The 21001-nt window shown below is 40.9% G+C and carries 20 protein-coding genes; 5 read left to right on the top strand and 15 right to left on the bottom strand.

The annotated features are described in order from the left end of the window. Positions 1–27: 27 nt before the first annotated feature. Positions 28–297, bottom strand: a complete 270-nt coding sequence (locus ACFSKL_RS20645; protein ID WP_376888914.1) for a hypothetical protein — start codon at positions 295–297, stop codon at positions 28–30. Between the two features lie 196 nt (positions 298–493). On the opposite strand from ACFSKL_RS20645, the gene ACFSKL_RS20640 reads away from it, so the two are divergent. Then, positions 494–2128, top strand: coding sequence for an ABC-F family ATP-binding cassette domain-containing protein (locus ACFSKL_RS20640; RefSeq protein WP_376888912.1), 1635 nt, complete (start codon positions 494–496; stop codon positions 2126–2128). 290 nt (positions 2129–2418) lie between these two features. Here ACFSKL_RS20640 and ACFSKL_RS20635 read toward each other — a convergent pair whose 3' ends face one another. From ACFSKL_RS20635 to rpsT, 8 genes are all read right to left on the bottom strand, one after another. After that, positions 2419–3120, bottom strand: coding sequence for a zinc-dependent peptidase (locus ACFSKL_RS20635; RefSeq protein ID WP_376888911.1), 702 nt, complete (start codon positions 3118–3120; stop codon positions 2419–2421). A 443-nt stretch (positions 3121–3563) separates the two neighbouring features. Beyond that, positions 3564–5129, bottom strand: a complete 1566-nt coding sequence (gene rny / locus ACFSKL_RS20630; protein WP_376888909.1) for a ribonuclease Y — start codon at positions 5127–5129, stop codon at positions 3564–3566. Between the two features lie 67 nt (positions 5130–5196). Beyond that, complete coding sequence (locus tag ACFSKL_RS20625; protein ID WP_376888907.1) at positions 5197–5481, bottom strand: cell division protein ZapA; 285 nt, start codon at positions 5479–5481, stop codon at positions 5197–5199. Position 5482: 1 nt separating this feature from the next. Continuing rightward, entirely contained in the window at positions 5483–5767 is a 285-nt protein-coding gene (locus ACFSKL_RS20620; protein ID WP_376888905.1) for a hypothetical protein, read from the bottom strand. A 3-nt stretch (positions 5768–5770) separates the two neighbouring features. Continuing rightward, a complete protein-coding gene (gene pheT, locus ACFSKL_RS20615) occupies positions 5771–8182 on the bottom strand; it encodes a phenylalanine--tRNA ligase subunit beta (protein ID WP_376888903.1) in 2412 nt (803 codons plus the stop codon). Positions 8183–8297: 115 nt separating this feature from the next. Continuing rightward, positions 8298–8924: a DUF1684 domain-containing protein gene (locus tag ACFSKL_RS20610; RefSeq protein ID WP_376888902.1), complete on the bottom strand. Its 627-nt coding sequence runs from the start codon at positions 8922–8924 to the stop codon at positions 8298–8300. 4 nt (positions 8925–8928) lie between these two features. Then, complete coding sequence (gene radC / locus ACFSKL_RS20605) at positions 8929–9624, bottom strand: RadC family protein (protein WP_376888900.1); 696 nt, start codon at positions 9622–9624, stop codon at positions 8929–8931. 114 nt (positions 9625–9738) lie between these two features. After that, positions 9739–9993: a 30S ribosomal protein S20 gene (rpsT, locus tag ACFSKL_RS20600; protein WP_376888899.1), complete on the bottom strand. Its 255-nt coding sequence runs from the start codon at positions 9991–9993 to the stop codon at positions 9739–9741. Positions 9994–10202: 209 nt separating this feature from the next. Here rpsT and ACFSKL_RS20595 point away from each other — a divergent pair, with 209 nt between their 5' ends. Beyond that, on the top strand, positions 10203–11222 hold the full coding sequence (locus tag ACFSKL_RS20595) for a zinc dependent phospholipase C family protein (RefSeq protein ID WP_376888898.1): 1020 nt from the start codon (positions 10203–10205) through the stop codon (positions 11220–11222). Between the two features lie 190 nt (positions 11223–11412). On the opposite strand, the gene ACFSKL_RS20590 is transcribed toward ACFSKL_RS20595, so the two are convergent. Then, positions 11413–11571: a hypothetical protein gene (locus ACFSKL_RS20590; RefSeq protein ID WP_376888896.1), complete on the bottom strand. Its 159-nt coding sequence runs from the start codon at positions 11569–11571 to the stop codon at positions 11413–11415. Between the two features lie 91 nt (positions 11572–11662). Continuing rightward, positions 11663–12967, bottom strand: coding sequence for a pyridoxal phosphate-dependent aminotransferase (locus ACFSKL_RS20585; protein WP_376888894.1), 1305 nt, complete (start codon positions 12965–12967; stop codon positions 11663–11665). 470 nt (positions 12968–13437) lie between these two features. On the opposite strand from ACFSKL_RS20585, the gene ACFSKL_RS20580 reads away from it, so the two are divergent. Continuing rightward, on the top strand, positions 13438–14670 hold the full coding sequence (locus ACFSKL_RS20580) for a Bcr/CflA family multidrug efflux MFS transporter (RefSeq protein WP_376888893.1): 1233 nt from the start codon (positions 13438–13440) through the stop codon (positions 14668–14670). A gap of 123 nt (positions 14671–14793) precedes the next feature. Here ACFSKL_RS20580 and ettA read toward each other — a convergent pair whose 3' ends face one another. After that, a complete protein-coding gene (gene ettA / locus ACFSKL_RS20575; protein ID WP_376888891.1) occupies positions 14794–16473 on the bottom strand; it encodes an energy-dependent translational throttle protein EttA in 1680 nt (559 codons plus the stop codon). Positions 16474–16604: 131 nt separating this feature from the next. On the opposite strand from ettA, the gene ACFSKL_RS20570 reads away from it, so the two are divergent. Together ACFSKL_RS20570 and ACFSKL_RS20565 are read left to right on the top strand one after the other, a co-directional pair. Next, positions 16605–17852, top strand: a complete 1248-nt coding sequence (locus ACFSKL_RS20570; RefSeq protein WP_376888889.1) for a DUF349 domain-containing protein — start codon at positions 16605–16607, stop codon at positions 17850–17852. 78 nt (positions 17853–17930) lie between these two features. Beyond that, a complete protein-coding gene (locus ACFSKL_RS20565) occupies positions 17931–18152 on the top strand; it encodes a DUF2795 domain-containing protein (RefSeq protein WP_008625540.1) in 222 nt (73 codons plus the stop codon). A gap of 34 nt (positions 18153–18186) precedes the next feature. On the opposite strand, the gene ACFSKL_RS20560 is transcribed toward ACFSKL_RS20565, so the two are convergent. From ACFSKL_RS20560 to ACFSKL_RS20550, 3 genes are read right to left on the bottom strand one after another with little or no spacing between them, the layout of a single operon-like run. Continuing rightward, positions 18187–18921 carry a LytR/AlgR family response regulator transcription factor gene (locus ACFSKL_RS20560; RefSeq protein WP_376888887.1) on the bottom strand — a complete coding sequence of 245 codons (735 nt, stop codon included), beginning with the start codon at positions 18919–18921 and terminating at the stop codon, positions 18187–18189. Then, positions 18899–19957, bottom strand: a complete 1059-nt coding sequence (locus ACFSKL_RS20555) for a sensor histidine kinase (RefSeq protein ID WP_376888885.1) — start codon at positions 19955–19957, stop codon at positions 18899–18901. The genes ACFSKL_RS20560 and ACFSKL_RS20555 overlap by 23 nt, the downstream gene beginning before the upstream one ends. A gap of 14 nt (positions 19958–19971) precedes the next feature. Then, positions 19972–20763 (bottom strand): LiaF transmembrane domain-containing protein, encoded by a 792-nt coding sequence (locus tag ACFSKL_RS20550; protein WP_376888883.1) that lies wholly within the window; start codon positions 20761–20763, stop codon positions 19972–19974. Positions 20764–21001: the final 238 nt, after the last annotated feature.

Genomic DNA, 21001 nt, shown 5'->3' with positions numbered 1-21001 from the left:
GGCTTTTTGTTTTACTTTTTCATATTGCTACTCCTCAATTTTATCCAATCCGTGCTTCTGTTCGAATTGGTTCCTTTTGATTTCAAAGCGCTCTACTTCTGTATTTATCAAATCCAAGGAGTCGTTGTATCTACTAAAAAGATCACCCATGTTTTTTTCCATTTCAGAAAAATTGAATTCCATGGCATCCATTTGAAGCTTAGAAGATTTTTCAATCATGGCTACCTGGCTATTTTTGAGATCTTCCATCAACCTCAATGCCCTGTCCATTTTCTCTAATTTCTCTCTGTTATCCATAATTTTATATTTATTGTTTGATAGAGACAATGCAAAGACCGTTCCGAAGCCAACTGATTCTGAATTAATGAGAGAAATGAAAAAATCCATGAATATTTTTCACGAATCAGCAAAACACATGTCATGAACTAATCTTAGAATCTTTCAATTTTTCAATCATCAATTCCTTACATTTGCATCTTCAAATTTGAATCTCATGATATCTGTCGACAATATATCCGTTCTGCATGGGGGATCTGCCCTCTTTAGCGATGTCTCTTTCTCCATCAACGAGAATGACAAAATAGCCCTAATGGGCAAAAATGGAGCAGGCAAATCCACCATGCTCAAAATCATTGCCGGTGCAACCAAAGCCACCAAAGGTGGTGTTTCTGCCCCAAAAGATGCCGTGATCGCCTATCTTCCCCAGCATTTGCTCACTGCTGATGAATGCACTGTGATGGAAGAAACATCCAAAGCATTTGCCTCTTACCTTCAGATGAAAACTGAAATAGACAGGCTGAACGAGGAGTTGACGGTTAGGACCGATTATGACTCAGAGGATTATTACAAGATTATCGAGCAAGTTTCGGAGCTCAGCGAAAAATTCTATGCTATAGAAGAAGTAAACTACGAAGCTGAAGTAGAAAAAGTGCTCCTAGGCTTAGGATTTGAAAGAGCTGATTTCACAAGATCTACAAAGGAATTTTCCGGAGGATGGAGAATGAGGATAGAATTGGCCAAAATCCTTTTACAAAAACCAGACTTAATTCTTTTGGATGAACCTACCAACCACTTGGACATCGAATCCATTCAGTGGCTGGAGGATTTTTTGACGGAAAAAGCCAAGGCTGTGGTGGTAATTTCCCACGATAGGGCATTTGTGGACAATATCACCAACAGAACTATCGAGGTGACGATGGGCAGAATCTATGACTACAAAGCCAAATACTCCCATTACCTCGAACTGAGAAAGGAGCGAAGAGAGCAGCAACAGAAGCAGTTTGATGAACAGCAAAAATTCATCGCTGAGACCACCCAATTCATAGAAAGATTTAAGGGCACATACTCCAAGACTTTGCAAGTGCAATCTCGTGTGAAGATGTTGGAAAAACTGGATATCGTAGAAGTGGATGAAGTGGATTCTTCTGCTTTGAAGTTACGCTTCCCTCCTTCTCCGAGATCTGGAAAATACCCTGTGATTGTAGAAGAGCTCACAAAAACCTATGGCGATCATGTAGTCTTCAAGAATGCAAGTATGACGATTGAACAAGGGCAAAAAGTTTCTTTTGTAGGAAAAAATGGGGAAGGAAAATCCACGATGATCAAAGCGATCATGGGAGAGATTGACTTCAAAGGAAAGTGCGAATTGGGCCACAATGCCATGATCGGTTACTTTGCCCAAAATCAAGCTTCACTATTGGACGAAAGCCTGACGATTTTCGATACCATCGACCAGATCGCTGTAGGAGAAATCAGGGGAAAAATAAAGGATCTCTTGGGAGCCTTTATGTTCAAAGGCGATGACATCAACAAAAAGGTAAAAGTGCTTTCGGGTGGAGAAAAAACCAGATTGGCCATGATCAAACTTTTGCTGGAACCCGTCAATCTCCTGATTCTCGATGAACCTACCAACCATTTGGATATGAAAACCAAGGACATCATCAAGGACGCTTTGAAAGCTTTTGATGGAACCTTGATTGTCGTTTCCCATGATAGGGATTTCTTGGATGGATTGGTCACCAAAGTTTTCGAATTTGGAAATAAGCGGGTAAAAGAACACTTTGAAGATATCAATGGATTCTTGAGAAACAAAAAGCTGGAAAATTTGAGAGAGGTGGAGAGGAAGTAGATTATGTTTATATTTTATGATATAGGATGGAAATATGCTATGCGAAATATGATTGAAATAATATTCTTAACATAAATTGAACCCATGGCTGGTGTCCTCACCAGCCATTCTTTTTTACAATGGCCTGACCTCATGGCTTGTGTCTCCACAAGTCATGAGGTCACAAAATTTCTGTGAATACACAGATTACTAGGTTAAAAAATATTAGTCTGTTGGGACACAAATCAAGCATTTTGATCATTATCAAGTTTGAACAGGTTGAAAGTGGGCACTATTCATAGATTCGAACACTAACTCTTATTGGTAATCACCATTGGATCTTGTCTTAGCAAGTACACCAAGGATTGATAGAGTCGCTCATTGTAGCTTTTGAACTCCAGTGACTTTTCGAAAAAAACCTCCAAAGCAACTGCGAAAAATTCATGCTCATTTTTGCCTGCCGACGAGCGGAACAGCGTTGGTTCTTGACTTCTGATTTTGTGGATTTCTTGTTTGGCTATTTCTGAATATCGTCCCCAAAGTCTTGGGTTGAAAAAATTGCTTTCCCTATTATAGTGGATCTGGTTCTCCAGCTTAAGTGCATGAGCTATTTCATGGATCCCGAGATTGACACCATCCTGCGGATTGATAAATCCCCTAACGAAATTCTCCCAAGACATCACGATGATCCCCAGCTTTGGATTCACTTCCCATTTGTGATATTGTTGGTTGATGGTTGAGTAATAGGAATCTGCATATACCAATATCTTCTTGAAATGCTTCAAGCGGACATTCCCAAACCCAAAAGTCACCATCACTGCCGTCGCCGAAATCAAAAGCCTCATTTCCTGTGTGATTGATTTCAATTCACCCCTGGGGACAAATTTCTTCTCAGTAATAAACCATTCAACTTTTTCTACAAACTCCAGTTTGTGTTTTTCAGATAGCTTCGCATAGTATGGAAACAGGTTTGTTAGGATATTTTTGTCTTGTGGAGACAGTTTAATCCTCACAAGATTGGTTCGGAAATTTCTAAAGGAAGAATAAAACAACTCTCCAATACCAAAGAATAAACGAGTAAATAAAAACATCAAAAATGACTGACAGGTGAATGGTAAATTTTCACTAAAATAGGAAAAGAATATGAACTAGAAAAGATGTGAGGAATCCCTTTTCTGCCTTGAGTCATACAAGACAGCCAGGAGAACTCCCTTCACCTTTGGCTTGTGTCCCTACAAGTCATTCTTTCAACAACCATGGCTTGTGAGACACAAGCCATTCTTTTAAATGGTCTGTGGACATAGATAATGGAGTATAAGTGGTCTGTGAAGACACAGACCACAGTGAAGAACAGGTATGATCTGTAAGAATACAAGCCCCGGAATTGATCATAAAAAATGGTCTGTGGAAACACAGACCATTGAATGGTGCTTTATCATTGAATATCAATCATCAACTATTTGGCATAACTCACAGATCTCATTTCTCTGATTACAGTGATTTTGATCTGTCCTGGATACTGCATTTCCTTTTCGATTTTTTGGGAAATGTCAAAAGACAATTGACTTGCTGTTTGGTCACTGACATTGTCTGCATCTACCAATACGCGTAATTCGCGACCTGCCTGCATTGCAAAGCATTTGTTTACTCCATCAAAGCTCAATGCCAAATCTTCAAGATCCTTCAACCTCTTGATATAGCTGTCCATGATTTCCCTTCTAGCTCCAGGTCTGGATCCTGATATAGCATCAGAAGCCTGAACGATCGGCGAGATCATGGAAGTCATTTCGATTTCATCATGGTGGGCTCCGATGGCATTGCATACTTCTGGATGCTCTTTATATTTCTTCGCCAACTCCATACCTAAAATCGCATGAGGCAATTCAGCCTCTTCCGGATAGACTTTCCCTATATCATGCAGCAAACCTGCCCTCTTTGCCATTTTGGCATTCAAGCCCATCTCGGCAGCCATGGTAGCACAAAGCTTGGCAACTTCTTTTGAATGTTGAAGCAAATTCTGTCCGTAAGAAGAACGGAATCTCATCCTTCCTACCATCCTGATCAACTCAGGATGAAGCCCATGGATCCCCAGTTCAATACAGGTTCTTTCTCCGATCTCAACGATCTCCTCTTCTATATTTTTCTCCGTCTTTGCGACTACTTCTTCGATTCTAGCAGGGTGGATTCTTCCATCCTGAACCAATCTGTGCAATGAAAGTCGCGCAACTTCTCTTCTTACTGGATCAAATCCAGAAATAATAATTGCCTCTGGCGTATCATCTACTACAATCTCTACTCCTGTAGCCGCTTCCAAAGCCCTGATGTTCCTTCCTTCCCTACCGATTATCTTACCTTTGATATCATCACTTTCGATATTGAAGACTGACACACAGTTTTCAATCGCGTGCTCAGTAGCTGTTCTTTGGATGGTATCCAATACAATCTTTTTGGCTTGCTTAGTCGCTGATAATTTTGCCTGGTCAAGGATATCCTTGATATGCGAAGATGCCTTGGTGTTGGCTTCATCTTTGAGCATTTCCACAAGTTGCTCCCTTGCTTCCTCTTTTGTCAAGTTCGCAATCTTTTCCAAGTCCGCGATCCTTTGACTGGTTACTCGGTCAAGCTCATCTTTTTTCACTTGGACTGAATGCATCTGTGCACTCAGGTTCTCCTTCTTGCTATCCAGTTCAGCTTCCTTGCGCTTGATTTGCTCCAGTTCTTTGGAAAGTACCTGTTCTTTTTGCTTGAGTTTGTTTTCATTGGTGATGATGATCGCTTTTTTCTTGTTCGCCTCTTCCTCAAACTCAGACTTCAACTTCAAGTACTTTTCCTTGGCTTCAAGAATCCTGTCTTTCTTCAAAGACTCTGCGTTCATTTCTGCTTCCCGCAGAATGATTTTCGCCTTTTCTTTGGCGTCTGCTTCTATTTTCTTGTTGTTGCCTTTCAAAAACATGCCGACAACTACGGCACCTATTCCAAGTCCTACCAGACCTGCAATGATAATGTATAATGATTCTCCCATAGGTGTATTGATCTATAAATACCTCATAGGAAAGCAAAAAGTAAGCGAATTGTGTAAATGGAAATAATTATAGAAGATTAGTTAGCTGTTGATTTATTTTGGATAAACTTTCTTTGATCAACTCACTGTCATCAGAGTTGACCTTATCTTGCTCCATGGACTCCACCATACAATCAAAGGCTACCATAGCCAATAGATCCTGTTTGTCATCCAAACCAAATTCTTCTCTATATCTTTTTATTTTATCATTAATCAATTTTCCTGCGTGCCTGATTTTCGCTTCATCCTCTACTTTTACCTTCATCGGATACTCTCGGTCTCCAATTTTTATTTTCACAGAAAGTGTTTCCATATCATTCAGACAAATAGGCAATTATATTATCGATTTCTTGTATATAATTATCAATCCTTTCCCTCAACTCGGCAGACTCAATGTTTTCCACTGGTATGCTGTTTACAAGTTTAGTAATTTTAATTTGATTTTTAAAATCCTCCAACGCAGCATCTTTCTCTTTGAGACTGGATCTCAAGAAATCTACCTCATGTTTTAGCATCAGGTTTTGCTCTTCAACCTGCTCAAGTTTTTTGCCAACTTGGGCTGCCAATTTCTCTAGTCGCTGGAGTTCTTCGTGAATCATTTTTTATTTTCGGATAAATGCTCCGACCTCATTTTCAAAACTTTGGATCAATCGACCCATTGTTTTGTCGATTATTTTATCGGTCAGTGTATTCTCGGAATCCTGAAGATAAAAGCTCAAAGCGTAGGCTTTTTTGCCTGCGTCAATCTTATCCCCCTGATACATATCAAACACACCAATCTTCTGCAACAACTTCCCACCTGATTTTAAAGCTACTTTTTTTATCTCATCAAATGTAATCTTTTTATCAATTACCAATGACAAATCCCGTCTCACTTCAGGGAATTTAGAGATTTCCTGGTACTTTTTCAAGCTTTTGGACTTTTTGCTCAACAAATCCCAGTTTAATTCGGCAAACAAAACTGCCTGTTTGACTTCAGCCAATTTGGCAATTGCACCATCCAACAAACCTACTGTTCCCAAGATTTTGGATCCAAGGTTGATTTGTAAAGCATAATCAAATGGAGATGCATGGACAATCTCCACTGAAGTATTCTCGATGTTCAGCTTTTCCAAGATCAATTCCACTACGGCATACAAATCAGGAAACTGCACCTCTTTGGATGGTTCCAACCAACTTTCTGCCGTTTTTTCCCCAGTCAGGAATATCGACAATCTCTTTTCTTCCCTATAACCGACTTCTTCTTTGAAATAAACGGATCCAAACTCAAATAATTTTAAATCTTTTTGCCTTCTGTTGATATTGTGGGACAATACTTCCAAACCTGTGAACAGAAGACTCTGTCTCATGACTCCCAGATCCTCGCTCAGCTTGTTCAGGATTACCACATTGTCATTTGTATTCAGGTAACCGGATTTTTCAGCATAAACCGGTTTCGTGAGGGAATTGGTTATAATCTCAAAATAACCAAGCCCCGAAAGCACTTCACTCAATCGGTATTGGAGTTTGTTGAGATCTTTGGCTGGATGCTCTGCGAGAAAATCTGCATTCAGATTCCCCGACAACGCTACATTTTCAAAACCATAAATCCTCAAGATTTCCTCAATCACATCGGCCTCCCTAGTCACATCCACCCTATAGGGCTTTACAATCGCAGTAAACCCTTCTTCGGTTTCATTGACCATTTGGATATCCAGGCCGCTCAAAATCGACTTCACGGTTTCTTTTGGAATGTGCTTGCCTATTAATCTGTCGATATGCTTGTACAGCACTTCCACCTCAAAATCAGCAACAGGATTCGGATAGGTATCGGAGATCTCTGAAGATATTTCTCCCCCAGCAATTTCCTTGATCAAAAGCGCAGCTCTCTTCAACGCATAGATAGGCATGTTGGGATCAGTACCCCTTTCGAACCTAAATGAAGCATCAGTTTTCAGCCCATGAAACTGACTGCCTTTTCGGATAATATCAGGGGAGAAATAAGCGCTTTCCAAAAAAATCTTGGTCGTAACTTCCGACACGCCCGAGCCTTTTCCTCCAAAAACACCTGCTATACATAAGCCTTTTTCCCCATCACAGATCATCAATTCTTCTCCTGACAATTTCCTTTCCTTGTCATCCAAAGTGACGAATGGGGTCTCTTTTGCAAGTTTTTTGACAATGATCTCGCCCCCACTGATCTTGTCTGCATCAAATGCATGCAATGGCTGCCCAAGGTCATGTAGGATGAAATTGGTGATATCAACAATATTGTTGATAGGTTCCAAATCCAAAGCTTTCAGATAATTCTGCAGCCAAGCTGGTGATGGCCCTACTTTTACATTAGAAATAGTGAGTCCAGCATACCTAGGGCAATCATCCGCATTTTCAACAGTAACAGGGATTGTTAAGCTTGTATTATCTACTTTAAAATCTTCTACCGATGGCAGACAGACTTCTCTATTCAATAATGCCTTGAGGTCTCTCGCCACACCAAGATGGGATGCGGCATCGGCTCTATTGGGTGTCAATCCAATCTCCAACACATCACCTCTCTCTACTTTGAAATACTCAGAAGCAGATGTACCATTTGATAAATCTGTGTCCAAAACCATAATCCCGGCATGACTTTCACCCAAACCAATTTCATCTTCGGCGCAGATCATCCCTTGGGATACTTCCCCTCTGATTTTTGCTTTTTTGATTTGGAATGGCTCGCCAGTGCCCGGATGTAGCATGCACCCCTCTGTAGCCACCACGACTTTTTGCCCAGCAGCGACATTCGGTGCGCCACATACTATGGGAACTATTTCTGTACCGATATCAACGGTAGTTACGCTTAATTTATCAGCATTTGGGTGCTTTTCACAAGTCAACACCTCACCTATGACCACACCTTCCATACCTCCCTTAATAGATTCGAAAAGCTCAACACCTTCGACCTCCAAGCCAGATCCTGTCAATAAGGATGCGATCTCCTCCGAAGATTGCTCTAATACAATAAAATCTTTTAGTCTATTTATGGAAATTTTCATGAATTCACTGTTGTTTCAGAATAAGGCACAAATTTAAGAGAATTGGAATAGGCAAGAAGGTAAATGAGGCTATTTTTTCATTTTTCTGTAGAAAAGACAAAAATGCACATTGGAATCAATCTTTCTTAGCCAAATAATCCTTTTCCCCCGCTTCAATAGCTACCTCCATCAAGTTTTCCCTGGGGGGAAGGGGGCAAGCAAAATCAGGATTGTAGGCACAGTAGGGATTATAGGCAAGATTAAAATCCACCTCTATACTGTTTTTCCCATCTTGGCGCAAATTGAGGTATCTTCCCCCACCGTAGGTTTCTACCCCACTTGTGGCATCCGCAAATGCCAGAAAGAAGTTGCGTTTATCGATTTCATTGAGCGACTGAAGCAGCAACAATTTTTGCGGAGATCCTTTCAGGTCAAATTCCAAAAAAGAGTGCTTGATATATTTTCCAACAGAGCCATCACTCATGGGCAATTCAAGGACTTTCCTATCTTCTATGGCTACCATCTTTGCCCTGACTCTATACTGTGGATCTATCGGATAAAAACTCAACGTTCCCAACTGGTCTTTTTGCTCTTTGCTCAAAGGGGAGTCCTCATTGAATCTTAGGTATTTGAATTGTTTATCCCTTTCTTTTTCAACCTTTTCGAAATAAACCTCCGGGCTATCTGTGCCTGTCAAGGTATAGACAACTGCTGCCAATACAACCACTGCCACAATTGCCAATAAAATATTCTTCGTACTCATATCTTTACATTAATGCTTCATCTGCGAAGCTAAAGTAACCACTATCTGCAAATATAACATGATCGAGCACTGATACATCCAAGCTTTGCCCAGCTTTAATCAATTTTTGGGTCAACTTTATATCATGTTCTGATGGCTTGAGATTTCCAGATGGATGATTGTGCACCAATATTACCGAATCAGCCATAACTTCAAGTGCATATTTAAAAATCACTTTGGAATCTACTATGGTTGCACTTGAGCCACCCCTGCTGACGAGTTGCTTTTTGATCAATTGGCCGTTGCGGTTCAAAAGGATGATGTAAAACAATTCTACAGACTCATCCAACAAATCAGGCTTCATCAGTTCATAGGCTTCGAAAGAACTGCTGATTTTTTGGCGTTTCTGTGGTTCGAGGTTCTTCCTTCTTCTACCAAGCTCCAAGGCACTGACTATGGTGATTGCCTTTGCCTCCCCGATCCCCTTGAAGCGTTGCAGATCCTTGACCGTCATTTTTGCCAGAGCAGCCAGATTGTAATTCACGTCAGCCAAGATATGCTTGGACAGGTCTACCGCACTGAGCGACCTAGTCCCTGAACCTATCAGTATTGCAATCAATTCGGCATCTGACAAGGAGGATTTTCCTTTTAAAAGTAATTTTTCCCTTGGTCGGTCTTCTTCTGCTAGTGCAGAGATTTTGATTGAATGATAATAATCCATAAAAGTAAAAGGTTAAAAGTTAAGTAGTTGGATAAACTAAAAATAACAAAAATTAAACAACAAAAAAAGCCTTGGTCTTTCAACCAAGGCTTTTATATATTTTGTAGCTTATTCTTAAGCTAAAGAATTAACCAATTTGGTCAATTTTGATTTTTTGTTCGAAGCGTTATTCTTATGAATGATATTTTTCTTAGCCAATTTATCAATCATAGAAGTTACTTTTTTCAAAAGCTCTTGCGCTTCTACTTTGTCAGAAGTCAATTTCAATCTTTTGATAAAAGTCCTAGTTGTCTTGGCCTGATATCTGTTTCTCAGACGTTTGGCTTCGTTTGCACGAATTCTTTTAAGTGCCGATTTGTGATTTGCCATATCTTAGTTTACTTAATTTCTTTTACAATCCCCTTAATCCTAAACGGAGTGCAAAGTTAATGGATTAATTTTTAAACGCAAAAGGATTTCTTGACTAAACCTAGTAAAGCTGAGAAATCAGGTAGATTTTATTTCTAATACCGCCTTAGAACCACAAATGTAGCATTTATTTTATTATCTGAATTGCGAATTATTTATTATTTTTGGTCATGCGCAGATTTTTTTCATTCATATTTATATTTTTCCTCCTGAGCTCTGATATCATTGCCTGGGGATTTTTTGCCCACAAGCGGATCAATAGGCTTGCTGTATTTTCATTGCCTCCCGAGATGATTGGCTTTTTCAAATCCAACATCCAGTTTATAACAGAAAATGCCGTCAATCCAGACAGAAGGCGCTATGCTGTCAAAGGGGAAGCCGAAAAGCACTTTTTGGATGCCGATATCTATGGAGATAGTGCTGTTTACACTTTGCCTAGATACTGGAATCAAGCGGTTGAAAAATTTGGGGAAGAAGAATTGCGAAAACACGGCATTGGGCCATGGAATGCTTACAATACCAAAAACCAACTAACCGAGGCTTTCAAAAGAAAAGACCAAAAGGCAATCCTCCGGCTTGCTGCCGATTTGGGACACTACATTGGCGACATCAATGTCCCATTGCATACCACAAGGAACTACAATGGCCAATTGACCAACCAATACGGAATCCATGCCTTTTGGGAAAGCAGGATTCCTGAGCTGTTATCGGATGATTTTGATTTTTTTGTAGGGCAAGCTGAATATCTCCCAAACACCCAGTTAGCTGCTTGGGACGCTATAATCGGAGCACACTTGGCTTTGGACTCTGTCCTGAACTTCGAGAAGATACTTACACAACGGTTTGCCGAGGACAAAAAATACAGTTTTGAAGAGAGGGGTGGAATCAATACAAAAGTATATTCCCGGGAATTTACGACCGCATACAACGAGATGCTTTCTGGTCAAGTGGAGAGGCAGATGAAACGGTCTATCAAAATGATTGCTGATTTTTGGTATAGCGCTTGGATTGATGCCGGCCAGCCGGATCTAAATACACTTCTTAAGAATCCGGTAGAAGGTTTGGAGGAGAAATTTCAGTCACCTTCAGCCCCCTTGAATATTAGAGAGCATGAAGGGGTTTCCTATAACGAATCTCCTGAAGATCTCAGAAAGTCATTTTATCGAGCGATGTGGCGGACGGGGAATTAGGAAGTTATAATTAAATCGGCACCAACATAAACTTTGTACAAAGTACTAAGAATCAAGCGAACAATCATTAAGAGCTAAAATCTGCCTTTTGCAAAAAAATATCTACTCCAAAAAATTAGTCAGTATAAATTACCCTCATTGATCTAAGCTATCCTCCAGCTTTTTATGAAACTCTTCCTTCGTATAAACTTTACCTTCTCTGATATCTTCTTCGGTCTTTTAAAGCCCTTGACGTTAACTTATCTTCCAGAACAGGTTCTAAACTTGACTTAGCTAACAAGTTTTTTATTAACTGCAAAACATGACGGTCATTTTCTTTCTCGATCAGAAACCTTATTTCTTCTTTCATATTTATTGCCCCCATAACAGTTTAAAGTCAACTGTTTTTCATTAAAGTTTCCCTTTTCAGTATAAAGGACATCATTTTCTCTCACCAACCTTCAAGACCCCAAATAAGCTCTAATTGCATCGGCTAATTTGTTGAATGTATCCCTGAAAGTCTCTTCATTCTCCTCTAGCAAAGTCACCCTAAACCCTCTCAAGTCTGAGCAAAAAGAACTGATTGGAACCACACAGATCCCTGTCGCTGCCAATAGAAAATAGACAAAACGCTTATCCAAAGGCATATTTTCCTCCTGGAGCCATGATTCCAGCAAGTCTTTTATTTCATTGTTTTCCACCTCCAATTTCTGTGACGCATTCAAGTAGCTTTCATCAAACACAATTGTATTGTAGAAAGCCCCCTTTGTAGGGTTGAACTTGATCCCGTCGATTCCAGACAGAATCTCTTCCATGATTTGGCTCCTCCTTCCAATCTTCAAGTTCGCCTCATGCCTGTAGCTTTTGTATTCAGGATGGCTCATGATCCTTGGGATGGACAATTGAGGAAGGATTGTAGAACACACCTCAATCATTTTTGAATTCTCCAAAGTCAGCACAAACTTGCTGAACTCCTTGGAGGCTTCACGGTTATAAAACTCCATCCATCCACATCGAGACCCTGGCCATGGGAATTCCTTGGAAATCCCTTTTAGGGAAATGGCAGGCAAATCACCTATCACCTCCGAAAGCGCAACTGCATTGACCCCATTGTAGGTGATATTTTGATAGATCTCATCTGCAATTAGGAGCAATTTAAATTCCCTCGCAATCTTCACAAAACCCTCCAAAACCTCTTTGGGATAAACCATTCCTGTAGGGTTGTCAGGATTGATAATCAAGATGCCCACGATGGTTGGGTTGTATTTCACCTTGTTGTACAGATCATCCATATCTGGCAACCATTGGTTGTCAGGATCAAGCTTATAGGTAATAGGGGCTGTGTTTGCATGCGCTGCTTCCGCAGAACTATGCGTGCTATATGCTGGCGAAGGCCCAATAATCCTTGCAGTGGGGATCAAAAATTGATAGAGTTTGGCGATTGCATCTCCCAATCCATTGAAAAACAAAACGTCATCAGCGGAAATCTGACTACCACCTTTCTCATTATTCAGGCCCGCCAAATATTTTCGGGTTTCCAACACCCCCTTAGAGTCGGCGTAGCCATAGGACTTATCCTGGCTGACCAAGTCAGAAACAATCTCCTTCATCCAAGCTGGTACGACATTATTCTTTTGGATAGGGTCACCTATATTTTCCCAGGTTATTGCCTGCCCAAGCGACTCAATGAGCCTTGCTTTTTTGACAATCCCCCTGATTTCATAATTCAACTCCTCGGCTCCCGGCCTTAGCAATAATGTTCTCATAAATGCTGGTTTTTGAAAATCGACAGCAAAGAAACAAAAATATGCTCTAAGACTAATTGATATCTAAAAAAAGATGGATGGAACTAATTAAAAAAGAACTTTTAAATTATAAAATCGTTTTTTCTCTTCTTTTTATTATCCAAAACAAGAAAGACTACCATTCCAAAAGACACAATTATTAAACTTATCCACAAAGCGTTTTTGATGCTCCCCAAGGAATAAAAGCCAAGGTAATGTGGCGCTAAAACAGCTGCATGAACCGCTATTGCTATGTAAAGATTTTTTTTTCGCTGTATCATTAAAGAATTTGTATTTTCCTAAAGGGAATCAAATTAATTCATTTTTCTTAAAAAGAAAAAAATCCCTTACCCAAAAGAACTCAAATTTAAAAATTCCTGTTGCTTTTTGATACCCAAAATATCCTTTCTGAAAACCGCCACATAATTTTCAGATTCAGCATAGGATAAGCAATGAAGAAAAGAGAACATTTTGTGATTATTTTGATTTTGGGCGCACTGAGCACCATCAGCCCATTTTCAATAGACATGTATCTGCCGGGGTTTCCGGCTATGGCCAAAGATCTAGGCGTGAGTATTTCCAAGATCCAGCTTTCCCTCACAAGTTACTTGGTGGGGATTGCCATTGGACAGTTATTCTACGGCCCTTTGCTGGATAAGTATGGCAGGAAAAAACCACTCGTGGTTGGAATGCTGATTTACATCATAGCATCCATTCTCTGTGCCTATGCAGCTTCAGTTGAGAACTTGATTATATTAAGATTTCTCCAAGCTATTGGAGGCTGTGTTGGCATGGTGGCCGCTCAAGCCTTGGTGAGGGACATATTCCCTATCAACAAGACCGCCCAGGTCTTGGCCTTGCTCACCTTGGTGATTGCCGTATCTCCAATGATCGCCCCAACAGTGGGTGGCTACATGACAGCACATTTCCATTGGCATGCTGTCTTCTTGGTTTTGGCAGCTATCACTGCGGTAATCTTGCTTGCCGCTGTGTTCTATTTGCCTGAAGGAGCAGCCCCGGAGAGAAACCTATCCTTGAATCCGGCCAAAGTTTTGGTCAATTATAAATCTGTATTGAACCAAAGACAGTTTCTAACCTATATGCTCGCAGGAGGAATTGCCGGAGCAGCTCCATTTGCCTATATAGCAGGATCTGCCAATGTCTTCATGAACATCTATCATGTCACTGAGCAAGAATACGGATTGATTTTTGGCTTTTTGGCATTTGCGATGATTGGCTCTACCCAGCTCAACCACTATTTGTTGAAAAAATTCTCCAGCAGGGATATTATTCAGTTCTCACTCGCTTATCAAACCATTACAGGATTGTTCTTAGTCCTTGGCCTTTGGCTGAACATTTTCAATGTACAGGGGCTGGTCGCCGTCATGTTTGTATTCCTTACAGCGCATGGCCTCAACCAACCCAATGCTGCCGCACTTTCTTTGGCTCCATTTGCAAAAAGCGCTGGAAGTGCCTCAGCCTTATTGGGAAGTATGCGGATGGCGATGGGCGGGCTGGTATCTGCCTCTGTCAGCTTTATCCACAACGGCACGGCTATGCCAATGGTCATCATGATGGCACTTTGCGCATTGGGAGGATTGATCACAGTACTTCTTGACAGAAAAATCCCACATAAAAAGCAATCTGAACCATCTTTGAATAAGGAAGTTGCCTTAACCACATAATACAAGCTGGAATCTCCACACACATTCATTTTACCTGCTACTTTATCAGGCGATTAAAAACAAAAACCACCAAGAACAGGATCATTCCTACTTTGGTGGTTTTTGTTTTTCCAGATATTAATTCTACCTCAACGGCTTGTACTTGATCCTTTTCGGAGTCAAATCGCCAAGACGTTTTTTCTTATTCTCTTCATAATCGGAGAAGTTTCCTTCAAACCAATATACCTGGGAATCTCCCTCGAATGCCAAAATATGCGTACAGATCCTGTCCAAGAACCATCTGTCGTGGGAAATGATCACAGCACATCCACCAAAATTCTCCAAAGCCTCTTCCAAAGCCCTTAGGGTATTCACATCCAAATCATTGGTAGGCTCATCGAGCAAAAGTAAGTTACCTCCTTCTTTCAAAGTCATCGCCAAATGCACCCTGTTCCTTTCTCCTCCTGACAACACACCAACTTTTTTCTCCTGATCTGATCCAGTGAAATTGAATTTCCCTACATAAGCCCGAGAGTTCATCTCTTTATTGCCAAGCTTCATGATCTCATTTCCACCAGAAATAGATTCATATACAGACTTGTTTGGGTCCAAGCTATCATGCTCTTGGTCTACATAGGCAAGCTTCACAGTCTCCCCTACTTCAAAGTTCCCCGCATCAGCTTTTTCCCTTCCTGTGATCAATTTGAACAAGGTAGACTTCCCAGCACCATTTGGTCCAATGATCCCAACGATTCCACCCTGGGGCAAGTTGAATGACAAATCTTCAAAAAGCAATTTATCTCCAAATGCTTTTGACACACCGTTTACCTCGATCACCTTTGAACCCAATCTTGGCCCTGGTGGAATATAAAGCTCCAGCTTGGCCTCCCTTTCTTTCCCCTCTTCACTGATCAATTTGTCATAGGCACTCAATCTCGCCTTTCCTTTTGCCTGACGAGCTTTTGGAGTCATGCGAATCCATTCCAACTCCCTTTCAAGGGTTTTCTGTCTTTTGGATTCGGTTTTCTCTTCCTGCTTCAATCTGTTTTGCTTTTGGTCAAGCCAAGAAGAATAATTCCCTTTCCACGGAATCCCTTCTCCCCTATCCAATTCCAAAATCCATCCAGCTACATTGTCCAAGAAATATCTATCGTGAGTCACTGCGATTACAGTTCCCTTGTATTGCTTCAAATGCTGCTCCAACCACAATACAGACTCTGCATCAAGGTGGTTGGTAGGTTCATCAAGCAAAAGCACATCCGGCTCTTGCAGCAAAAGCCTACAAAGTGCCACCCTCCTCTTTTCCCCACCGGACAGGTTTCCTACTATTGCATCACTTGGAGGAAGCCTCAAGGCATCCATAGCCTTTTCCAGCATTGTCTCCAGCTCCCATGCATTGGCGGCATCAAGTTTTTGCTGCACGTCCCCCTGCTTCTCAATCAGCTTGTCCATAGCATCGGGATCCTCCATCAGCGCAGGATCCATAAACTGCTCATTGATTGCCTCAAATTCCTTCAGCAAAGCCACTGTTTCAGAAACAGCCTCTTCAACGATATCCTTGACGGTTTTTGTGGGATCGAGCTGCGGCTCCTGTTCCAGCATCCCTACAGAATATCCTGGTGACCAAACCACCTCTCCCAAAAACTCCTTATCAATTCCAGCAATAATCTTCAAAAGGGAGCTTTTTCCCGATCCATTCAGGCCCAAAACACCGATTTTGGCTCCATAAAAAAATGATAGATATATATCTTTCAGAACTTTCTTCTGTGGAGGATAGACTTTTGACACCCCCGCCATTGAAAATATGATCTTTTCTCCGCTCATTGGTTTATTTTTTATTAATATAAATTAACTGAAAGACAAAGATGCAAAAAAAGGGCTTTCTTAGGATAAATGCGATTGAATTAATTAATTTGCAGAAAGTAACCAAAACCAATACAACCTATTAAATCAAAATGGAGCATCCATACGGATACATTAAGGACAATAAGGTATTTCTAAAGGGATTTTTGAACCAACCCGATCGTGTGATCGGCGAAGTGAAAGAAGACGAAGCGTCAACCCTCAAGTACTTTGAAGATCGATTTGCTACTGTCAAAGAGAAAGTAGAGAATCTTAAAAAAGACATTGAAGAGAACCAAAACAAAGGTTCCTTCCTGATGAAACTCATCCATCTAAGGGATTCACTCATGCAGTTTGATGCATTGGGTGACTTTGTCCCCCTGATAGACGATCTCAACAAGCTAGAAACCTATCTGGAGGAAATCATCAAGGTCAACCGTGAGCGAAACCTTGAGATCAAAAAAGGGCTGATCCTGGAAGCAGAGGCACTAAAGGACAACACAGAATGGAAAGAGACTACGGAAGAATTCAAAAACCTCAAACTTCGTTGGATCAAAACAGGACCCGTAGAGAAGGAATTTGAGGAAGAAATCGAAAAGACATTCAACACCGCCGTTGACACATTCTTTGACAATAGAAAGCAGTTTTTCGAAAGCCTTGCATTGCAAGCTGAGGAAAACATCAAAATATACGAAGACCTCGTAAGGCAGGCGCAGGAGGCTTTTAACAATCCAGATGCAAAAAAAGCATTTGAGATCAGCAAAAGAATCCAAAAAGAATGGAAAACTTCCGGAAAGGTACCAGCTGAAAAGAGACAACCCCTATGGGACGAATTTTCAAAATTGAACAATCGGATTTTCAGCAGGTTCAAAAGAGAGATGCAGTCAGGCCCTAGGCTGAACCCAAGGGAAGTGCTTGCAAAAATGGAAGCCATCGCTGAGGAAATGAAGAGATTGGCCCATTTGGAAAGTTCTCCTATGACAGTTTCCCAAGGTAGAAAGCTGCAAAACGAATGGAAGCCACTGAGCCAAACCAGGCCAAGGGATGCCAACTTGATTTCCAGAAACTTTATTTTTTATTCAGAAATCGTTTTTGAAAAATCGTTTTTGAAAAAGCTGGCGCTATCCAAACACAGTGACTTCCGAGAGAAGCCGGAGGAAGAGCAAACGAAGATTAAAATATCCATTATCAGGGACTTAATCCACAGAGACGAGAGTGAACTGAGGACTGTCAAAGAGAATGCGGCGAATTTCACAAGCTCAGAACCTGATTTTGAAATTATGCTCAGGAGAAAAATCAGCGCTTTCCGAAGAAAAATAGATGTGAAAAATTTCATATTAAAGGAACTTTCAAACAAATAATGAGTTTAAGATTGAAAATTTAAAACAATTTCTATTTTTGCAACCCGTTAAGGCGGTAAACATTAAAACATTGACACTATGTACTGGACATTAGAACTTGCATCCTATCTAGAAGATGCTCCATGGCCTGCAACCAAAGACGAATTGATCGACTATGCAATCAGATCAGGTGCCCCTCTAGAAGTAGTAGAGAATCTTCAAGAATTGGAAGATGACGGTGAGCCTTATGAGAATATCGAAGAGATCTGGCCGGATTATCCTACTAAAGATGATTTCTTCTTCAACGAAGACGAATATTAAAAAAAGAGCCTTTTCGGGCTCTTTTTCTTTTTACCTATATCCCCAAAACCAATTTCAGCTTTGGATAACCGGTTCTGCTCACAGGAACGGATTCTCCCGTTTTCATTTTGACGACATACCCATCCTTCTCGTATGTTTCTATTTTTGTGATTTCTGTGATCTTCACAATGTAAGACCGGTGAACCCTCACAAACATCTTTGGGTCTAGAACATTTTCAAAAAACTTCATCGTCTTATTCTTCAAAAACCTTCCTTCATACGTGTAAATGTTCACATAATCATCATTGGCTTCCAAGTACTTTATTTCTGAAAACGGGATTATCTTGATCTCATTCCTGTCTTTCAGCACGATTCTTTCAGAAGGACCATTCAATTCCAGTCTAGAAAAATCACGTCCTACCCCCATTTCTTCTTTTTCACCAGACCGAAGGTATTTCTCTATCGCCTTTTCAAACCTGGACTTCGAAAAAGGCTTCAGCAAATAATCTATCGCATGGGTATCAAAGGCTTTCATGGCATACTCATCAAATGCCGTCGTGAAGATTACTGGTGGCGGAATCTCCAACAACTCAAGCATCTCAAACCCCGTAATTTTGGGCATTTGAACATCAAGAAAAACAAGATCCGGCTGAAATTCCCGGATCGCCTTCAAACCTGCAAAACCGTCATGGCAGACTGCCAACACATTGACCCCTTCAAATTCCGAAAGATATTCCAAGACAATCTCCGTTGCAAGTGGTTCGTCATCAATGACTATTACTTTGATCATAATTTTGGGGGATTTTAAGTTTTACTTCAAATAAACCAGCCTCACTTTGGGTTTGCAACAAATCGTGCCTGCCAAAAACCAAATACAGCCTTCTTCTTATCGCCTGCAAGCCAAAACTTTCACCTGAAGCCTGACCTGCAGAAGGATCAAACGGATTGACAATATTAATGATAAGGTATTCTCCCTCATGTGCAAACTTGACCAATATGGAGACTTCGCCCAACACTCCGTACAACCCATGTTTTACGGCATTTTCCAAGAGTGGCTGTACCAAGAGCTGGGGCAAAACAAGTTCTGAACTCCCTTCTTGTACTTGAAAATCCACCTTCAGCCGATGCCCAAACCTGACTTTCTCGATCCCTATGAACAACCCAAGGTATTCAATCTCTTCTCGGACAGAAATCCATTTCTGGTCCTCTTTTCGGATAGTCTTCCTCAGAAACTCAGAAAGCTGCATCACCATCTCCCTTGCCTCTTCAGGCCTTCTTTTGACCAATGAACTGATGGAATTGAGGCTGTTGAACAAAAAGTGTGGCTGAAGCTGTTGTCTTAACTGATACAACTCCGCCTCCTTGACCAGCCGCTCCATTTGCTCAGTCCTCTCCATCGCTTTGATCTGGGTGTCAAGTTTGGAATGGTACAATAGCAACAAGGCATAGCCAAGAACGACAAGAAAAATGACAAACAAGCGCAAATAGGCCACTTCTTCCACAAAACCCAAGTACCCTAACTGCTGGCCAAGTATGAACCCAATCGAATACCTACCCAGATAAAATATCACAACAGATACCGCCAAAGGGAAGGAAAGAAATATTAAATAGTGCTTTTCCTGCGGTGTATAAAACCGAAACACATTTTCCAGAAAGAAAAACCCTGTCACCAAAAAGATTGTATGCAAGCCTACATCAATGGCAGCAACACCAAATCCGGGGACGTAGGCATGAATCAGGTAAGCCACCCCCATCACCCAGACAAAGATGACAAGAATGGCTTTATACCAATTATTTTTATTGAAACTGAAGACTGAACTGATCACTTCCACAAGTTGGTTTAGAAAGATTTAATCTCCAAACCTCCCAAGATCACAGAACCATATATTTTCAATATTTTCTTCGGATCTGAAGCCACATGCTGGTAAAGCCTCTTATCTTCCACCCCAGCCAACACATTGGAAACATTCACCTGTACATTCCAATGAGGAGGTACTATCAACTTGACACCACCCATAGCGACTTCAATATTGAGCATGGCCGGCTCTGTCATGTCTGCTTGGGACAAATCTATCTCAGCACCTCCTAAGATTGCGGAAACTTTTCCACCTCTAAAGTTTTTGGAAAGGATTCTTTTCTGGTCTCCCGACAAGAATGCTTGAGAAGCAATCACTTCAGGTTGATCAAATGCACTTTGGGATGAATCTTGATTCGTATCCCCACTTTCATCATCTACCACCTTTGCATCTTCCGACTTAAACCCATAAGGTGGCGTTTTGTAGGATTGGTTGTAATTGGGTATTTTGACACTTTTCTGATTAAGGATAAAATACAAACCTACCGCAATCAACCCACCAGCCAAGAAATACCCTTCAAACCCATAAGGTAAAACCACATATTTTTTTAGCATAAAAAACGAACCGAAAAGCAGGAAAAAATACCCTGCACCACTTTTGAATTGTTGATTGATCAGCAAAACAAAACCTACTGCGATGAATACCATCGGCCAGCTGAAAATCCAAACTGGAAGAAAGATGCCTATTTTCTTCAATAATATGATCGATCCCACTACCACCAAGATAATCCCCAGTGTGTAGTTGTTGCTTTGGTTAGAGAACTTTTGATTTGACATGATTACAATGTTTTGATTTAAAATGATGCTCAAATCTCTAAAAATCCCCGAAACATTCTTACACCCATTAGGCGAAACAAAGTGGAAATTCGGTAAACGATGGATTTTGGTCGGTGAAAATATAGAAGCGAGAAACGAGAAGCAAGAAACAAGAGATTTGTAAAATCAACTCCGTAGAGCCTGTCTGGCATCAGACTGGGCTAAACTTTGAACAATTTGTCCACCTTGGCGCAACCCC

The sequence above is a fragment of the Belliella marina genome (assembly GCF_042682445.1).
Taxonomy (GTDB): Bacteria; Bacteroidota; Bacteroidia; order Cytophagales; family Cyclobacteriaceae; genus Belliella; species Belliella marina.
Note: the sequence above shows the minus strand (reverse complement) of the source record. Positions and strands in the feature narration are given on the sequence as shown.